The sequence below is a fragment of the Enterovibrio gelatinilyticus genome, assembly GCF_028683095.1.
Classification (GTDB): domain Bacteria; phylum Pseudomonadota; class Gammaproteobacteria; order Enterobacterales; family Vibrionaceae; genus Enterovibrio; species Enterovibrio gelatinilyticus.
Window position 1 is genome coordinate 31,939 of record NZ_JAJUBC010000031.1, and the last position, 17,240, is coordinate 49,178.

The 17,240-nt window shown below is 46.8% G+C and carries 16 protein-coding genes and 7 tRNA genes; all 23 read right to left on the minus strand.

Going from position 1 to position 17,240, the window contains the following annotated elements; all coding sequences use genetic code 11:
• Positions 1 to 198: 198 nt before the first annotated feature.
• The 23 genes from glmS to mnmG all read right to left on the minus strand — a co-directional run bounded on the left by glmS (position 199) and on the right by mnmG (position 16,841).
• Positions 199 to 2,034 carry a glutamine--fructose-6-phosphate transaminase (isomerizing) gene (gene glmS / locus LRP50_RS20825; protein WP_274166369.1) on the minus strand — a complete coding sequence of 612 codons (1,836 nt, stop codon included), beginning with the start codon at positions 2,032 to 2,034 and terminating at the stop codon, positions 199 to 201.
• A 14-nt stretch (positions 2,035 to 2,048) separates the two neighbouring features.
• Complete coding sequence (locus LRP50_RS20830) at positions 2,049 to 2,813, minus strand: DeoR/GlpR family DNA-binding transcription regulator (protein ID WP_274166370.1); 765 nt, start codon at positions 2,811 to 2,813, stop codon at positions 2,049 to 2,051.
• 202 nt (positions 2,814 to 3,015) lie between these two features.
• Positions 3,016 to 3,100, minus strand: a tRNA-Leu gene (locus LRP50_RS20835).
• A gap of 43 nt (positions 3,101 to 3,143) precedes the next feature.
• A tRNA-Leu gene (locus LRP50_RS20840) sits at positions 3,144 to 3,230 on the minus strand.
• An 83-nt stretch (positions 3,231 to 3,313) separates the two neighbouring features.
• Positions 3,314 to 3,390: transfer RNA gene (locus tag LRP50_RS20845), tRNA-Met, on the minus strand.
• Between the two features lie 11 nt (positions 3,391 to 3,401).
• A tRNA-Gln gene (locus tag LRP50_RS20850) sits at positions 3,402 to 3,476 on the minus strand.
• 36 nt (positions 3,477 to 3,512) lie between these two features.
• A tRNA-Leu gene (locus LRP50_RS20855) sits at positions 3,513 to 3,597 on the minus strand.
• A 35-nt stretch (positions 3,598 to 3,632) separates the two neighbouring features.
• Positions 3,633 to 3,709 (minus strand) — tRNA-Arg (locus LRP50_RS20860).
• A 3-nt stretch (positions 3,710 to 3,712) separates the two neighbouring features.
• Positions 3,713 to 3,787 (minus strand) — tRNA-Gln (locus LRP50_RS20865).
• A gap of 124 nt (positions 3,788 to 3,911) precedes the next feature.
• Complete coding sequence (gene glmU / locus LRP50_RS20870; RefSeq protein ID WP_274166371.1) at positions 3,912 to 5,273, minus strand: bifunctional UDP-N-acetylglucosamine diphosphorylase/glucosamine-1-phosphate N-acetyltransferase GlmU; 1,362 nt, start codon at positions 5,271 to 5,273, stop codon at positions 3,912 to 3,914.
• 203 nt (positions 5,274 to 5,476) lie between these two features.
• On the minus strand, positions 5,477 to 5,899 hold the full coding sequence (locus LRP50_RS20875; RefSeq protein WP_028024427.1) for a F0F1 ATP synthase subunit epsilon: 423 nt from the start codon (positions 5,897 to 5,899) through the stop codon (positions 5,477 to 5,479).
• Between the two features lie 18 nt (positions 5,900 to 5,917).
• Positions 5,918 to 7,321 (minus strand): F0F1 ATP synthase subunit beta, encoded by a 1,404-nt coding sequence (atpD, locus tag LRP50_RS20880; protein WP_274166372.1) that lies wholly within the window; start codon positions 7,319 to 7,321, stop codon positions 5,918 to 5,920.
• 36 nt (positions 7,322 to 7,357) lie between these two features.
• On the minus strand, positions 7,358 to 8,224 hold the full coding sequence (gene atpG, locus LRP50_RS20885) for a F0F1 ATP synthase subunit gamma (RefSeq protein WP_274166373.1): 867 nt from the start codon (positions 8,222 to 8,224) through the stop codon (positions 7,358 to 7,360).
• 46 nt (positions 8,225 to 8,270) lie between these two features.
• Positions 8,271 to 9,812, minus strand: coding sequence for a F0F1 ATP synthase subunit alpha (gene atpA, locus LRP50_RS20890; RefSeq protein WP_274166374.1), 1,542 nt, complete (start codon positions 9,810 to 9,812; stop codon positions 8,271 to 8,273).
• Positions 9,813 to 9,828: 16 nt separating this feature from the next.
• Positions 9,829 to 10,362: a F0F1 ATP synthase subunit delta gene (gene atpH / locus LRP50_RS20895; protein ID WP_274166375.1), complete on the minus strand. Its 534-nt coding sequence runs from the start codon at positions 10,360 to 10,362 to the stop codon at positions 9,829 to 9,831.
• Between the two features lie 15 nt (positions 10,363 to 10,377).
• Entirely contained in the window at positions 10,378 to 10,848 is a 471-nt protein-coding gene (gene atpF, locus LRP50_RS20900; protein ID WP_028024432.1) for a F0F1 ATP synthase subunit B, read from the minus strand.
• A gap of 47 nt (positions 10,849 to 10,895) precedes the next feature.
• The gene (atpE, locus tag LRP50_RS20905) at positions 10,896 to 11,153 is read right to left on the minus strand and encodes a F0F1 ATP synthase subunit C (protein ID WP_005372317.1); all 258 of its coding nucleotides are present in this window, start codon (positions 11,151 to 11,153) and stop codon (positions 10,896 to 10,898) included.
• Positions 11,154 to 11,222: 69 nt separating this feature from the next.
• On the minus strand, positions 11,223 to 12,026 hold the full coding sequence (gene atpB / locus LRP50_RS20910) for a F0F1 ATP synthase subunit A (protein WP_028024433.1): 804 nt from the start codon (positions 12,024 to 12,026) through the stop codon (positions 11,223 to 11,225).
• An 8-nt stretch (positions 12,027 to 12,034) separates the two neighbouring features.
• On the minus strand, positions 12,035 to 12,424 hold the full coding sequence (locus tag LRP50_RS20915; protein WP_017010589.1) for a F0F1 ATP synthase subunit I: 390 nt from the start codon (positions 12,422 to 12,424) through the stop codon (positions 12,035 to 12,037).
• Positions 12,425 to 12,604: 180 nt separating this feature from the next.
• Entirely contained in the window at positions 12,605 to 13,498 is an 894-nt protein-coding gene (locus tag LRP50_RS20920; RefSeq protein WP_274166376.1) for a ParB/RepB/Spo0J family partition protein, read from the minus strand.
• 9 nt (positions 13,499 to 13,507) lie between these two features.
• Entirely contained in the window at positions 13,508 to 14,308 is an 801-nt protein-coding gene (locus LRP50_RS20925; RefSeq protein ID WP_274166377.1) for a ParA family protein, read from the minus strand.
• Between the two features lie 22 nt (positions 14,309 to 14,330).
• Complete coding sequence (gene rsmG / locus LRP50_RS20930) at positions 14,331 to 14,945, minus strand: 16S rRNA (guanine(527)-N(7))-methyltransferase RsmG (RefSeq protein ID WP_274166378.1); 615 nt, start codon at positions 14,943 to 14,945, stop codon at positions 14,331 to 14,333.
• A gap of 6 nt (positions 14,946 to 14,951) precedes the next feature.
• Positions 14,952 to 16,841: a tRNA uridine-5-carboxymethylaminomethyl(34) synthesis enzyme MnmG gene (mnmG, locus tag LRP50_RS20935; protein ID WP_274166379.1), complete on the minus strand. Its 1,890-nt coding sequence runs from the start codon at positions 16,839 to 16,841 to the stop codon at positions 14,952 to 14,954.
• Between the last annotated feature and the right edge of the window lie 399 nt (positions 16,842 to 17,240).

The window sequence follows — 17,240 nt, forward strand, 5'->3', positions numbered from 1 at the left end:
TGATGATGTCGAATGTTGTTGCTTATCTTTCTAGGCGAGGTGTCTTGTTATAGATGCGAAATGATTTGCAAAATGCAAATGTCGTGACAGGTTTCCAAGTTGCAAATAGCAACGAATGTAAAACTCAATGCATAATGTGACAAAAAAAGGAGCCAAGGCTCCTTTTTTTGTACAGCTCTGAGGTATATATTCAGCGGATTACTCGACAGTGACCGCTTTTGCCAAGTTACGTGGCTGATCAACATCCGTCCCTTTAATAAGGGCAACATGATATGAAAGTAGCTGCATTGGCACCGTATAAAAGATGGGTGCGCACACTTCGTCAACTGGCGGCATAGGAATAATTGTCATGCCATCACTTTCTTGAAACCCAGCAGATTCATCCGCAAACACATACAATTGACCACCGCGCGCACGGACTTCTTCGATGTTGGATTTAAGCTTTTCTAACAACTCATTGTTTGGTGCAATGACAATGACTGGCATGTCCGCATCAATCAACGCCAGAGGGCCGTGTTTCAGCTCGCCAGCGGCATACGCTTCTGCGTGAATATAAGAAATCTCTTTTAGCTTTAAAGACGCTTCCACCGCAATAGGGTAAAACTCACCTCGACCAAGAAACAGTGCGTGATGTTTATCTGCAAAATCTTCTGCAAGCGCTTCAATTTGCTTATCAAACATCAGCGCTTTTTCAATATGCGAAGGCAAACGCTGCAAGGCTTTAACAATCTCAGCTTCTTTGTCAGCACTCACTGTGCCTTTCTGCTTACCCAGCGCCGTGACTATCATCAGAAGAGCGGTAAGCTGTGTGGTGAATGCTTTGGTTGATGCCACACCGATTTCAGTACCCGCTCGCGTCATGATAGCGATGTCAGATTCACGAACCAAGGATGAGCCCGCCACGTTGCATACCGTCATTGCCGCCATAAAGCCGCGTTCTTTTGCCAAACGTAATGCCGCGAGCGTATCTGCTGTTTCTCCAGATTGTGAGAGTGTGATAAGCACACTATTTGGACGCGTGACAAAGTTGCGATAACGAAATTCAGAGGCAATTTCAACATCGCAGCTCACACCTGCAATGGACTCAATCCAATAGCGCGCCACCATGCCTGCGTTGTAAGACGTACCACAGGCAATAATTTGAATATGTTCGGCTTTTTGAAGAATGTCTTTCGCACCATGACCTAAGCTATCAACCAATACCGAGTTAGCATCAATACGGCCTTCAAGGGTACTGATAACGGCCGAGGGTTGCTCAAAGGTCTCTTTCTGCATGTAGTGGCGATAAATGCCTTTATCTGCAGCATCGTGCTCTGCAGACGACTCATTGATGCTACGCTCAACGGCGTTGCCTTCAACATCAAAGATATCGACGTGACGGCGCGTAATTTCGGCAACGTCACCTTCTTCAAGAAAGAGGAAACGACGTGTCACGTTAAGCAGCGCTAACTGGTCTGAAGCAAGGAAGTTCTCACCTATTCCCAAACCAATCACCAATGGGCTTCCAGAGCGTGCAGCAATCAATCTTTCAGAGTCGCGCTTGTCCATCACTACGGTGCCATAGGCGCCTTCCAATTGAGCGACAGTGCGTTGAAATGCCTCTAGCAAAGAGCCACCTTGTTCAAGCTCCCAATGCACTAAGTGAGCAATCACTTCGGTATCCGTTTGCGAACTGAAGATATAACCGCGGCCTTGGAGCATTTCTCTGAGAGATTCATGATTTTCAATAATGCCATTATGTACAACAGCAATATTTTCACCCGACATATGTGGGTGGGCATTTTCTTCACTCGGTTGGCCATGTGTCGCCCAGCGGGTGTGTGCGATACCGGTTCCACCAGCAATAGGGTTGGCATCTAGCGCATCAGACAGCATTTTCACTTTGCCTAATCGGCGGAGACGGTTCAGTTGATGATCAGCATCGATCACCGCTAAACCTGCGGAGTCATATCCGCGATATTCTAATCGACGTAATCCTTCTATCAGAATTTCCGCCACGTCCCTTTGCGCCACTGCGCCAACAATTCCACACATAGCTTTCCCCGTATTCAATTAGGGGCGCAGATCACCTCTGTGCCCATTTTCTCAATGGCGAGTTTGGTGGTGGAGTCGATGCTGCTGTCGGTAATAACCGTTGTGATAACGCCCCAAGGAAGCTCAAGGTTAGGAATTTTTCGTCCGATCTTATCGGATTCGATCAACACCACCACTTCTCTAGACACTTCTGACATGACTCTGCTCAGTCCAACAATTTCATTGAATGTCGTTGTACCACGACTCACATCAATACCATCAGCACCAATAAACAGCTGGTCAAAATCATAGGCACGCAATGCTTGCTCAGCGACTTGTCCTTGAAATGCCTCTGAATGGGGGTCCCAAGTCCCTCCCGTCATCAACAGTGTTGGTTCGTTTTCCAACTCCTTGATAGCTTGCGCCACATTCAAGGAGTTAGTCATCACCACCAATCCACGTTTTTGATTTAACAACGGGATCAATGCTGCGGTTGTTGAACCACTATCCACCACTATTCGATTATGGTCGCGGATCCGACTTGCCGCCATTTTTGCGATAGCGAGCTTTTGATCCGAAACTTTTATAGAACTTTCCGAAACCATTTCATGAGGAATAGGAACTGCACCACCATAGCGACGAAGTAAAATTCCATTTTTCTCAAGCTCAGCAAGATCTTTGCGTATCGTGACTTCAGAAGTTTCAAACAGTGATGAGAGTTCATCAACACTCACTTTTCCCTGCTCACTCAACTTGGCGACAATCATATGGCGACGCTGTTGAGTATTACGTTTCGACATGTAACCACCAAACTTTCGTTTCGAAAGATAATATGCGTAATAGAAAAATTTTCAAGAGAGAAATGCGAGACAAATCACCACAATGATGATCGGTTCCACAAAAAATATAATTATACCGAGGGATTACATCATGAAGGCAGGAATTTAAACGCAAAAATAATAGGCAAAAAAAAAGAGCAGACTATGAGTCTGCTCTTTAATATGGTGCGGAAGGAGAGACTTGAACTCTCACACCTTGCGGCGCCAGAACCTAAATCTGGTGCGTCTACCAATTTCGCCACTTCCGCGTATTTCTTTTTGTCTATCCTTTCTCTAAAAGGACAGTAAATCTGGTGCGGAGGGAGGGACTTGAACCCTCACATCCGTTAGGACACTAGCACCTGAAGCTAGCGCGTCTACCAATTCCGCCACCACCGCATGTTTTGCTCAGACTTTGAGTTTGTCACTCTAGACACTTGGTAGTGCGTCAGTCTGTTTGAAAGCTAAAGCTTTCGAATTAATGGTGGCTACGACGGGATTCGAACCTGTGACCCCATCATTATGAGTGATGTGCTCTAACCAACTGAGCTACGTAGCCATGCCAAAATATGGCTGGGATACCTGGATTCGAACCAGGGAATGGCGGCATCAAAAGCCGCTGCCTTACCGCTTGGCGATATCCCAATGACTATCACGCAATTAAGCATGATGTCTTTAATATGGTGCGGAAGGAGAGACTTGAACTCTCACACCTTGCGGCGCCAGAACCTAAATCTGGTGCGTCTACCAATTTCGCCACTTCCGCATTTTTTTCTTTCATCTTCCTCAAAAGAGGAAAGATGGTGCGCGCGGGAGGATTCGAACCTCCGACCGCCTGGTTCGTAGCCAGGTACTCTATCCAGCTGAGCTACGCGCGCATTTGGCTGGGATACCTGGATTCGAACCAGGGAATGGCGGCATCAAAAGCCGCTGCCTTACCGCTTGGCGATATCCCAACTGAGGCGCGTATAGTATTGCGGAATAGGAAAGTCGTCAACCCCCTATTTTTCGTTTGCTGATGTTTTGAGCAACCAAATAAAAAAACACCGCAAATGCGGTGTTTTTATGCGATTCGTCAGCTTATTTTTGCTTTGTTGGACGCTTCCAACCATCAATCATTCGCGATTTAGCCCGAGTGATCACCAACTGACCTTCATTAACACTTGTGGTCAATGTCGTACCAGCGCCAATCGTTGCACCTTTTTTAATGGTCACAGGCGCAACCAATTGACTATCAGAGCCAACAAACACGTCATCTTCAATGATGGTTTTGAACTTGTTAGCACCATCATAGTTACAAGTAATCGTGCCTGCGCCAATATTCACCCGATCGCCAAGCTCTGCATCACCCAAATATGTGAGGTGATTTGCTTTTGAGCCTTTACCAATACGCGTATTCTTCACTTCAACAAAGTTACCTACGTGAGAATCGCCCACCAGTTCTGCACCAGGACGTAAGCGAGCAAACGGACCTACCGTACAGGCTTCGCCAACAGAGGCTCCTTCAATCACGCTGTACGGTCGAACCACGGTGTTATCATCGATTTCACAATCTTTCAGTACACAACCCGCGCCAATGACCACGTTATCGCCCAAGGTCACTGTACCTTCAATCACCACGTTTACATCAATTTCGACATCAATGCCGCACTGAAGCTGACCACGAAGATCGAACCGCGCAGGGTCACGCAGCATCACACCACTTTCTAATAACTTTTCAGCTTGCGCCGCTTGGAAAGCACGCTCAAGACGCGCCAATTGAATACGGTTATTTACACCTTCAACTTCAATGGCACTTTCAGGGTGAACAGCTTCTACTGCACGCCCTTCACCATGTGCAATGGCAATCACGTCAGTGAGGTAATATTCACCTTGCACATTTTCATTTTTGAGCTCAGATAACCAACGACGTAAATCACGGCCTGTTGCGACCATCACGCCAGTGTTAATTTCCTTGATTAGCTTCTGTTCTTGAGAAGCGTCTTTGTCTTCAACAATCGCAACCACAGGACCATTGCGGCGAACGATACGTCCGTAGCCTGACGGGTCATCAAGCACTACGGTAAGAAGCGCAATGCCACCATTAGGTTGCGCATCCAGCAAGTTTTCTATCGTTTGCTCTGAAATTAGCGGGACATCCCCATAAAGAATGAGAATTTGCTCATCATCTTTAAATTCTGATGCGGCTTGGTTCACTGCATGCCCAGTACCCAGTTGCTCAGCCTGAAGTACCCAATTGACTGGCTCCTCTGACAAAGCTGCTTTCATTGCATCACCACCATGACCATAAACCAGATGCAAATCTTGAGCACCGAGTGAACAACATGTATCGATAACATGTTTGACCATCGGCTTGCCTGCCAGTGTGTGCAACACTTTAGGCAAATTTGAGTACATGCGGGTTCCTTTACCCGCCGCAAGAATCACAGCACTGAAATTCATGGGGAAATAGTCCTTAATAGAAAGCATTACTTTAAAATAATGGCACGTATTGTAGCGATTAGTGACGGGAAACGGCATGTAAATTGATGGAAGATGCCAAATTTCCCGTTATTTTGTCGCAAAAAATTGATTCAATATTGCCTTTTGCAAATAAAAAAGGCGACCGTCTGGTCGCCTTTTCAGCTTGCTATGTCATCTGACTATTAGCGTGCCTTTTTGGTCAGCTCGATCACTCGAAGCTGGGCAATCGCTTTGGCCAGATCACTGGCCGCCTGAGCAAAGTCCATATCACCGTGCTTATTGAGGATACGATCCTCCGCACGGCGCTTCGCTTCTTCTGCCTTTGCTTGATCCAAATCGTCACCGCGAATCGCGGTGTCGGCCAACACAGTCACTGTGTTTGGCTGCACTTCCAACATACCACCTGAAAGGTAAATCACCTCTTCATGGCCATGTTGCTTAGTGATACGGATCATGCCTGGCGTAATGGCGGTCAGCAGCGGGGTGTGGCTTGGGTAGATACCCAACTCACCTTCGCTACCAGTCACCTGAATAGCTTCAGCTCGACCAGAAAACATTTGCTTTTCCGCGCTTACCACATCCAGATGGAAGGTCATCGCTGCCATATCGCCTCCTAACAACCGTTACAGGTTCTTCGCTTTTTCGAGGACTTCTTCGATAGCGCCACAGTACAGGAATGCCTGCTCTGGGATATCGTCATACTCGCCACTCATCATGCCTTTAAAGCCAGAGATGGTGTCTTTTAGCGAAACATAAACACCTGGTTGGCCAGTAAAGACTTCCGCTACGTGGTAAGGCTGAGTCAAGAAACGTTCAATCTTACGTGCACGAGATACAGCGAGTTTGTCATCTTCTGACAACTCATCCATACCCAAGATAGCGATGATGTCTTTCAGCTCTTTATAGCGCTGCAGAATTGACTGCACGCCACGGGCAACATCATAGTGCTCTTGACCAACAACGAGTGGGTCCAACATACGAGATGTTGAATCCAATGGGTCGATCGCTGGATACATACCCATAGAGGCGATGTTACGTGAAAGAACAACGGTTGCATCCAAGTGCGCAAACGTGGTCGCTGGAGATGGGTCAGTCAAGTCATCCGCAGGAACGTAAACGGCCTGTACAGATGTGATAGAACCACTCTTCGTTGACGTGATACGCTCTTGAAGTACACCCATTTCTTCTGCCAACGTAGGCTGGTAGCCTACCGCAGAAGGCATACGACCTAGCAGTGCTGATACTTCAGTACCTGCCAAGGTGTAACGATAGATGTTATCAACGAACAGAAGTACGTCACGGCCTTCGTCACGGAACTTCTCTGCCATCGTCAGGCCAGTCAACGCTACGCGTAAACGGTTACCTGGTGGCTCGTTCATCTGACCGTAAACCATGGCTACTTTTGATTCTGCTGGATTTTCGATGTTTACAACACCCGCTTCCTGCATTTCAAAGTAGAAATCGTTACCCTCACGAGTACGCTCACCTACGCCTGCAAATACTGATAAACCAGAGTGTTGCAGTGCGATATTGTTGATAAGCTCCATCATGTTAACGGTCTTACCTACACCCGCACCACCGAACAGACCGATTTTACCGCCTTTGGCGAACGGACACATCAAATCGATAACTTTAACGCCAGTTTCCAGCAGTTCAGTCGCGTTTGATTGCTCTTCGTAGCTTGGCGCTTCACGGTGAATAGAGTAACGCTCTTCTTCACCAATCTCGCCACGCTCGTCGATTGAGTCACCTAGAACGTTCATGATACGACCTAGGGTTGCAGTACCTACTGGTACTTCAATTGGCTTGCCTGTGTTCTCTACTTCCAGTCCACGACGCAGACCATCTGACGAACCCATTGCGATGGTACGGACGATACCACCACCCAGCTGCTGCTGAACTTCCAGCACCAGACGCTCGCCTTCACGTTTCACGTCCAGGGCGTCATATACCTGAGGTACCGACTCCTGTGGAAACTCTACGTCGACTACCGCACCGATGATCTGAACGATCTTACCTGTAGCCATCGTTATTCCTCTAAAAATATTTCGTTGGCCCTTGCCTTACACCGCAGCTGCACCGGAGACAATCTCCGAGAGCTCTTGTGTAATTGCAGTCTGACGGGCTTTGTTATACACCAGTTGCAGATCATCAATGATGTCACCTGCATTATCTGTTGCAGCCTTCATCGCAACCATTCGCGCCGCTTGTTCGCACGCTAAGTTCTCAACCACACCTTGATAAACTTGCGATTCGACATAGCGAACCAACAAGGTATCTAGCAGCGGTTTTGGCTCGGGCTCATAGATATAATCCCAAGAGTGGCTGCGTTTCATTTCTTCGTCTTCTGACTTAGGCAAAGGCAGCAATTGATCGATCACTGGTTCCTGCGTCATGGTGTTTACAAACTTGTTGTACACCAGATACAAGCGATCCAGTTGGCCTTCATCATATTTCTTCAGCATGACGCCAACAGTACCAATCAAATCTTCAAGAGCAGGGTTATCACCCAGGCCTGAAGCTTGTGCTGATACTTGCGCACCGTAGCTGCTAAAGAATGCCGAAGCTTTAGAACCAATCAGGGCAGTATCAACTTCTGCACCGTTTTGCGTCCACTCCTGCATCCCATTGATAGCACGTTTGAACAAGTTAATGTTCAGGCCACCACACAGACCACGATCTGAAGATACGATGATGTAACCGACGCGCTTGGCTTCTCGCTCTTCCAGATATGGATGGCGATACTCTAATTTACCAAGGGCGACATGACCGATCACTTTGCGCATAGTAGTCGCGTATGGACGGGAGGCTTCCATGGCGTCTTGCGAACGACGCATTTTAGAAGCGGCAACCATTTCCATCGCTTTGGTGATCTTCTGTGTGCTTTTCACACTTCCGATCTTGTTACGAATTTCTTTTGCGCCGGCCATCGTTACTCTCCGTTGTAAGAAGGCCGCAAAGGCGGCCTTCTACGCATTACCAGGTTTGAGTTGCCTTGAAGTCTTCAACCAACTTAGTTAGTTGCGCTTCAATATCGCTGTTGTAATCGCCCTTCTCTTCGATCAGAGCAACCAGCTCGGCATACTGTGCCTTAGCATATGCAAGCAGAGCAGCTTCGAAATCAGCCAGCTTTTCCAGAGTAACGTCTGTCAAATAGCCTTTTTCTGCTGCAAAAATCACCACGCCTTGTTCAAAAACAGACATTGGTGCGTACTGCTTCTGCTTCATTAGCTCGGTCACTTTCTGGCCATGATCTAGCTGCTTCTTAGTAGCTTCATCAAGGTCAGAAGAGAACTGTGCGAATGCCGCCAGTTCACGGTACTGAGCCAATGCCGTACGGATACCACCAGACAATTTCTTAATGATCTTGGTCTGAGCAGAACCACCTACACGCGATACTGAAATACCTGGGTCAACCGCTGGACGAATACCAGAGTTGAACAGTTCAGATTGCAGGAAGATCTGACCATCAGTGATCGAGATAACGTTGGTAGGTACGAACGCAGATACGTCACCCGCTTGGGTTTCGATGATAGGTAACGCAGTCAAAGAACCGGTTTTACCTGTCACTTCACCATTGGTGAACTTTTCAACGTAGACAGCATTTACACGTGCTGCACGTTCTAGCAAACGCGAGTGAAGATAGAAAACATCACCTGGGAATGCTTCACGGCCTGGTGGACGACGCAACAATAGAGAAATCTGACGGTAAGCAACAGCTTGCTTAGACAAATCATCATATACGATTAGTGCATCTTCACCACGGTCACGGAAGTACTCACCCATCGCACAACCTGCATAAGGAGCAAGGTATTGAAGTGCAGCAGCTTCAGACGCTGATGCCACAACAACGATGGTGTTTTTCAGTGCATCATGCTCTTCCAGTTTGCGAACCACGTTAGCAATGGTTGACGCTTTCTGGCCGATAGCCACGTAGATAGAGTAGATACCAGAGTTCTTCTGGTTAATGATCGCATCGATAGCCATCGCAGTTTTACCTGTCTGGCGGTCACCGATGATCAGCTCACGCTGGCCACGGCCGATTGGGATCATAGCATCGACTGCTTTATAACCAGTTTGTACCGGTTGGTCGACTGATTGACGAGCGATTACACCCGGTGCAATCACTTCTACAGGAGAAGTCAATTTCGCGTCGATTGGACCTTTACCATCAATAGGCTCGCCGAGAGTATTCACGACACGACCTAATAGTTCAGGACCTACTGGCACTTCAAGAATGCGGCCAGTACCGGTCACTTTCATACCTTCCTGAAGGTCGGCATAAGGACCCATAACAACCGCACCTACAGAATCACGCTCAAGGTTAAGCGCGAGTGCAAAGCGGTTGCCAGGTAGTTCAATCATTTCCCCTTGCATAGCATCAGCAAGGCCATGGATGCGAATGATACCGTCACTGACTGACACGATGGTACCTTCGTTGCGTGCTTCACTTACAACGTTGAATTTTTCAATACGTTGTTTGATCAGATCGCTAATTTCCGTGGAATTAAGTTGCATGCTCCAATTCCCCAAATCAAGACTGCAATGCATCGCTCAGACGGCGGATACGACCGCTTACTGAGTTATCGATGACCAAGTCTCCAGCTCGAATCACAACCCCGGCAACCAGGGTCTCGTCTACACTACAGTTCAGCTTCACTTTGCGCTCAAGGCGGGCTTCAAGTTTACCGGCGATAGTATCCAGTTGCGCTTGATCAAGCGCGACAGCAGAAAAGACATCAACATCTATCTGCTTCTCATATTCTTGGCGAAGTGCCAAAAACTGGGTACATACATCTGGTAACGCTTTGAGGCGACCATTCTCAGCCATCACCTTAATCAGGTTTTGGCCAAGTTCATTGAGCTGTTCACCACACACTGAGACAAATATCTCTGTCAGCTTCTCAGCTGAATGCATACCACCGATGTAATCAACGATGGTTTCATTGCGGGCAACTTCTGCAGCAAATGTCAGCATCTCAGACCATTGGTCTAATTCGCCTTTCTCTACTGCTAAATCGAAGGCTGCTTTAGCGTAGGGGCGTGCGATAGTTGTCAATTCAGACATTGCGGCCCCTCCTTCTTAAAGTTCTGCAGTGATTTTATCGAGAATATCTCTATGAGCAGACTCATCAATAGAGCGCTCCAGGATCTTCTCGGCACCGATCACGGCCAGAGTTGCAACTTGTTTACGCAGTTCATCACGGGCACGGTTACGTTCAGCTTCGAGTTCAGCCTGTCCTTGGTTAAGGATATTTGCGCGTTCAGCAGTTGCTTCTTCGCGGGCTTGGTCGATAATTTGTGCTTTACGCTTGTTTGCCTGTTCGATGATCTCAGTTGCAGAGCGCTTTGCTTCTTTCAATTGATCGGAAGCATTCGCCTGGGCCAAGTTCAGGTCTTTTGCAGCACGTTCAGCTGCTGCTAGACCGTCAGCAATTTTCTTCTGACGCTCTTCAATCGCTTGCATGATTGGTGGCCATACATATTTCATGCAGAACACAACAAACATAAAAAACGCGATTGCCTGACCAAACAGAGTTGCGTTTATATTCACAACAGCGACTCCTCACTAGTTAGCTATACAGGATCCGTTCAGCTAAATTAGCCAGCCAGTTGACCTACAAATGGGTTTGCGAAAGTGAACAGCAAAGCAATTACGATACCGATCATAGGTACAGCATCAAGCAGACCAGCGATGATGAACATCTTAACTTGCAGCATTGGTGCCATTTCTGGTTGACGCGCAGCACCCTCAAGGAATTTACCACCAAGCAGTGCGAAACCAATCGCAGTACCTAGGGAAGCAAGACCTACAATGATGCCAACGGCAATTGCAGAAAAGCTCAATAAAGTTTCCATCACTATCTCCAGTTTCTTGTTGTCGGCTTATATGCCGGAAGGTCGAACAAAGTTGCTTACTAAAACGTATTAATGTGATTCTTCATGCGCCTGAGACAGGTACACGATAGTCAACATCATAAAGACGAACGCTTGGATGGTAATAACCAAAATGTGGAAGATTGCCCACGGTAATGAACCCAACCATTGCGCCCACCACGGCAGGAGTGCCGCAATAAGGATAAATACCACCTCACCTGCAAACATGTTACCGAACAAACGCATACCCAGTGAAATTGGTTTCGCTAGCAGCGATACCACTTCAAGAAGCAGGTTGAATGGAATCATAATTGGGTGATTGAACGGGTGAAGTGCCAGTTCTTTCGCGAAGCCGCCCAAGCCTTTGATCTTGATGCTGTAATAAATCATCAAGAAGAAAACGCCTAGCGCCATTGCCAAGGTGATGTTTACATCAGCCGTAGGTACTACCTTCATGTAAGGAATACCGAGCTGTTCCGCTGGATAAGGAATAAAATCGATAGGCACTAAGTCCATCGTATTCATCAAGAATATCCAAACGAAAATGGTGAGAGCCAGAGGTGCAATCAGTGGATTCTTTCCATGGAAGGTTTCGCGAACGTTTTCATCAACGAACTCTACCAACATTTCCACAAAACACTGAAGCTTGCCTGGTACTCCGGTTGTTGCTTTCTTTGCTACTGAACGGAACAGCCATAAAAAGCCTGCACCGATCAAAACAGAGAAAAACAGGCTATCAATGTGCACCGCCCAAAAACTACCTTCTTCCACCAAACCCAATTTGTCCGTAGACAAGTTAGTTAAGTGGTGAGAGATATAACTTGACGGTGTAAGCGCTTCACCTGACGCAGCCATAACTCATCCTATTTGTTGTTGTTAATGAATAAAACTGGCGCAAGGATATTAATTCCAAGTACCAGCAAATAGGTCAGTTTGAGGGGAACAAGTTCCACCTCGGCATACAGGTAAACAACGGAAAATAAAACGACGGTCAGTAGAATTTTGAGCACTTCACCGCTGTAGAATGATGCTACAACCAGCTTGGCCGCTCTTGCTCCACTAAATAGGAATGCACACAATGCAAAGGCTGCGTTGGCTACCACAAAGATGCCACCGCCTATGAGTGCGGAAATTCCCCAGTCGACATTGATGGTGGTCACCATCAAGATTGCCGTTGCTAACACGACGCACACCTGTAACAGCAGCAACCTTTTCGCAAGCTTGCGACCTGGTCGCGTGAGCGTCGATACCATGTATTCGTTCCTCGATTCCTTTCCTCTTAGCACCTTCGTCGTGCTGGGAAAACTGCGAAAATTATACGGGTCACCCTTTTGAATGCAATCTCATGACAGCAAAAAGAGAGGCTAAATTTTACAACAGGGTAACCTGATCACAGTAAGCAAAAATATGTAACAAAAACCCAACGCGTTACGTCACAATTTCTCTTCGAGAATTGCAAGGATTTGCATAAGTTTTTCGTTTTGATCAAAGTTGATAACGAGTTTACCGCTACCACTTTTTCCTTGAGACAAAGAAACCTTAGTTCCAAGCCTATCTGACAGCCTATCTTGCAAAGCGACAAAATCATCAGATAACGGCTCAGATGCCTTTTCTATCTCAGGGGTCAGTAATTTCTTCACCAGCGCTTCGGTTTGTCGCACTGTGAGCTTTTTATTTACAGACACTAACGCCGCTTCGATTTGAGCTTCACCTTCCAGTGACAGCAATGCACGAGCATGCCCCATTTCGAGTTGGCGTCCCAGCAACAATTTTTTTACACCGACTTCCAATCCGTTCAATCGCAGTAGGTTACTGATCGTTGTACGGGATTTACCGAGCGCTTCAGCCAATTGTTGATGCGTTAACGTAAAATCTTGGATTAACCGATTAAGTGCTTCAGCTTCTTCCATCGCGTTGAGATCTTCACGCTGGATATTCTCAATCAATGCAATGGCACTGGCTGCTTTGTCGTTAAGCTCACGAACCAAACAAGGGACATGAGTAAGCCCTGCAAGTTTAGCGGCACGAAAACGACGCTCTCCCGCAATAATCTCATATTGCTGGTTATCGAGTTGTCGCACGACCAGCGGCTGAATAATGCCTTGCGCTTTGATGGACTCAGCAAGCTCGTCAAGGGCTTCCGGCGCCATATCTTGACGTGGCTGATAAATCCCAGGACGCAACGCACTGAGAGACAAGTGCTGTAACTCACTGTTATTAACAGCTTCACGGGTATCAATATTGAGATCAACACGCGCCTGTGCTTTTGCACTGGTCGCAAGAAGAGCATCGAGCCCTTTGCCCAATCCACGTTTCGTCGCGTTCATTAAATTTCCTTAAGACGCATTGGCAATATCAGCAGCTTGCTTGGCTTGCTCTTCACGGCGTAACATTTCTCCTGCCAACGCTAAGTACGACTTCGCTCCACTGGAGTACTTGTCGTAGTACATAGCAGGCTTGCCATGGCTTGGTGCTTCAGCAAGACGAACGTTGCGAGGGATAACAGTGCGATACACCTTATCACCAAAATGTTTCTTAATCTGATCTGATACTTCGGTGGCAAGTCGATTACGAGGATCGTACATGGTTCGAAGTAATCCTTCTACATGCAAGTCTGCGTTAACAACACCGGCAAGCTTACTGATGGTGTCCATCAATGCGGTAAGCCCTTCCAATGCGAAATACTCGCACTGCATAGGAACCAACACTGAGTTTGCGGCCGTCATGGCGTTGATTGTAAGAAGGTTAAGAGAAGGGGGACAATCAATGAAGATGAAATCATAGTTTTCACGAACGTCAGCGAGTGCATTTCGTAACCTGACTTCACGGGCAAACACTTCCATGAGTTTAATTTCAGCAGCAGTCACATCGCCATTCGCAGCGATAAGGTGGTACCCACCTGTTGTTTCCGTGACAACGACATCATTAAACGGCGTTTCTTCCACCAACAACTCATATGCCGTAGCGTGGACATCATATTTATCCACACCACTGGCCATGGTGGCATTACCTTGTGGATCAAGGTCTATAACAAGCACCTTACGCTGTGTCGCCGCTAACGACGCAGCCAAATTAATACAGGTCGTTGTTTTACCAACGCCCCCTTTTTGGTTTGCTATTGCTATGACTTTTCCCACAAGTAGACCTCGTCGAGTGATCCTATCTAGCCAAGATTACTAGATGACGTTGTCCTTCCAATCCGGGAACAGTCAAAGGTTTGATACCGGTCACAGAACAATCTGATGGAAGTTCATCAATCTCGACCTGATCAACTTGCCCTTTGAGTGCAAGGAAGTGTCCGTGCTCTGCGGGTAGGTGATGACACCAGTTCACCATATCACTCATAGAGGCAAATGCACGGCTCAATACACCGTCAAATCCCACCTCTGGCTGAAAGTCTTCGACACGGCTTTGTACCGCCGTCACGTTATCAATTTTTAGCTCATGAACAACCTGACGAATGAAACGAATACGTTTGCCCAAACTATCTAGCAAGGTAAACGATTTGTCTGGGTTGATGATAGCCAAAGGAACACCAGGCAAACCAGGGCCAGTTCCAACATCAATGAAGGTAGATCCTTCTAGGTGCTGGCTAACCACAATGCTGTCCATAATATGCTTAATGATCATCTCTTTAGGATCACGCACAGAGGTCAGATTATAAGCTTTATTCCACTTATGGAGCATCTCAACATAACCAATCAACTGGTCTTGTTGGTGTGCAGGGATATCCATCCCTGCTTGTTCAATCAGTTTAGAAAGTTGTTGTTTCACAGAAAATCAGGCTCCCTTTTTGAGCATGCCTTGTTTTTTCAGGTGGACCAGCAAGATAGAAATTGCCGCCGGTGTAATACCTGAAATACGTGACGCTTTGCCGACAGTTTCAGGACGAGCGTCCTGCAATTTAGCGACCACTTCGTTAGACAACCCTTTGATTTGTCGATAATTCAAATCAATAGGGAGAGAGGTATTCTCATGACGAACAGACTTTTCAATCTCGTCTTTTTGACGATTGATATAGCCTTCGTACTTAATTTGAGTTTCTACTTGTTCACGCGCTTGTTGGTCGTCATGTGCTGGGCCAAATACTGGATTTAACACCAGTTGGTCGTACGTAACTTCAGGACGACGTAAGAGCTCTTCACCATTCGCTTCACGCGCTAACGGCGCTTTAAGGATCTGGTTAAGCGCTTGCGCATGCTCAGAAGTTGGATGGATCCAAGTGCCACGAAGACGTTGAGCTTCTTGTTCCATGTTTTCCAATTTCTGATTGAAACGTGCCCAACGCTCATCATCCACCAAACCGAGTTGACGGCCGGTTTCGGTCAAGCGTAAATCGGCATTGTCTTCACGCAGTAGCAAACGATATTCCGCACGAGAAGTGAACATGCGGTAAGGTTCTTTGGTTCCCATGGTCGACAAATCATCAATCAAAACACCCATGTAAGCCTGATCACGGCGTGGACACCAACCTTCCTTATCCTGAGCAAACAACGCGGCATTAGCGCCAGCAAGTAAGCCTTGTGCTGCAGCTTCTTCGTAGCCTGTTGTGCCATTGATTTGGCCGGCAAAGAATAAGCCTTTGATAAATTTGGTTTCGAACGTTTGTTTGAGATCACGTGGATCGAAGAAATCATATTCGATCGCATAACCAGGACGGATCACGCGCGCATTTTCAAAACCCTTGATCGAATGAATGATCCCCATTTGCACATCAAAAGGCAGGCTGGTGGAGATCCCATTAGGGTATAGCTCGTGTGTGGTTAAGCCTTCTGGTTCTACAAAGATTTGGTGTTTATCTTTGTCCGCAAAGCGCATTACTTTGTCTTCAATCGATGGGCAATAACGCGGACCAATCCCCTCAATGACACCAGAGTACATAGGGCTGCGATCCAAGTTATTGCGAATCACATCATGCGTTTTTTCATTGGTGTAGGTGATATAGCATGGCACCTGACGCGGGTGATCAGCGGAATTTCCCATGTAGGAAAATACTGGTCGAGGTGTATCGCCATGCTGCGTTTCCATCACACTAAAATCGACAGTGCGGGCATCAATGCGAGGCGGAGTACCCGTTTTTAAGCGATCAACTCGAAACGGCAGTTCACGAAGACGATCCGCCAATGCGATGGACGGTGGATCACCAGCTCGCCCACCTGAATAATTCTCTAAACCAATATGGATTTTTCCGCCAAGGAAGGTTCCTACGGTCAATACCACTGATTTTGCACGAAATTTAAGGCCCATTTCTGTCACAACACCTGTGACTTGATCTTGATCCACGATCAAATCAATCACAGCTTGTTGAAATAACATCAGATTGGGTTGGTTTTCCAATGTTTCACGCACTGCGGCTTTGTACAAAGCTCGATCCGCCTGAGCACGTGTTGCACGTACGGCAGGGCCTTTGGATGCATTGAGCGTTCTAAATTGGATCCCACCTTTGTCAATTGCACGTGCCATTAGGCCACCAAGTGCATCGACTTCTTTCACCAGATGTCCTTTTCCGATCCCGCCAATAGCTGGGTTGCATGACATTTGCCCCAATGTATCGATGTTATGTGTCAGCAGAAGGGTTTGTTGACCCATACGTGCAGCAGCCAATGCGGCTTCCGTACCTGCATGACCACCACCAACAACGATGACATCAAAGTTATCCTGGTAAAACATGGTGTGACCTCAAAAAGGAATGGTTGATTGGAGTATTTCGAAAAAGAGGATCATTCTACCGCTTTTCAAGAAAAGTGAGAACCAAAAGTGTGATCTTTGATCGAGTGGGAAGCTCTTAAATATATATAAAGATCTTTATATAGATCTTTGTATTGATCATTATTAAGGAAGCCGATCTCTGTGGATAACTGATAAATGATCAACATGATCATTCAGTTAAGGAGGATCGTTAGTTGTGCGTGAGCTTGGATCAAGTGCTGTACTAGCTGGGATCAAAATGGCTAGTTATTCACAGGGTGGTCAGAGCGATAAAGTTGTTATTGGGATAACTATAGGTTGATCACCGTTTAGATCTATAGTTATCCACAATGCGAATATCACAAAACGGAATAAAATTTA

Coding starts and splice junctions, on each gene's coding strand:
- glmS (WP_274166369.1), bottom strand. CDS start 2,034: ATGTGTGGAATTGTTGGCGCAGTGGCGCAAAGGGACGTGGCGGAAATT.
- LRP50_RS20830 (WP_274166370.1), bottom strand. CDS start 2,813: ATGTCGAAACGTAATACTCAACAGCGTCGCCATATGATTGTCGCCAAG.
- glmU (WP_274166371.1), bottom strand. CDS start 5,273: ATGAATTTCAGTGCTGTGATTCTTGCGGCGGGTAAAGGAACCCGCATG.
- LRP50_RS20875 (WP_028024427.1), bottom strand. CDS start 5,899: ATGGCAGCGATGACCTTCCATCTGGATGTGGTAAGCGCGGAAAAGCAA.
- atpD (WP_274166372.1), bottom strand. CDS start 7,321: ATGGCTACAGGTAAGATCGTTCAGATCATCGGTGCGGTAGTCGACGTA.
- atpG (WP_274166373.1), bottom strand. CDS start 8,224: ATGGCCGGCGCAAAAGAAATTCGTAACAAGATCGGAAGTGTGAAAAGC.
- atpA (WP_274166374.1), bottom strand. CDS start 9,812: ATGCAACTTAATTCCACGGAAATTAGCGATCTGATCAAACAACGTATT.
- atpH (WP_274166375.1), bottom strand. CDS start 10,362: ATGTCTGAATTGACAACTATCGCACGCCCCTACGCTAAAGCAGCCTTC.
- atpE (WP_005372317.1), bottom strand. CDS start 11,153: ATGGAAACTTTATTGAGCTTTTCTGCAATTGCCGTTGGCATCATTGTA.
- atpB (WP_028024433.1), bottom strand. CDS start 12,026: ATGGCTGCGTCAGGTGAAGCGCTTACACCGTCAAGTTATATCTCTCAC.
- LRP50_RS20915 (WP_017010589.1), bottom strand. CDS start 12,424: ATGGTATCGACGCTCACGCGACCAGGTCGCAAGCTTGCGAAAAGGTTG.
- LRP50_RS20920 (WP_274166376.1), bottom strand. CDS start 13,498: ATGAACGCGACGAAACGTGGATTGGGCAAAGGGCTCGATGCTCTTCTT.
- mnmG (WP_274166379.1), bottom strand. CDS start 16,841: ATGTTTTACCAGGATAACTTTGATGTCATCGTTGTTGGTGGTGGTCAT.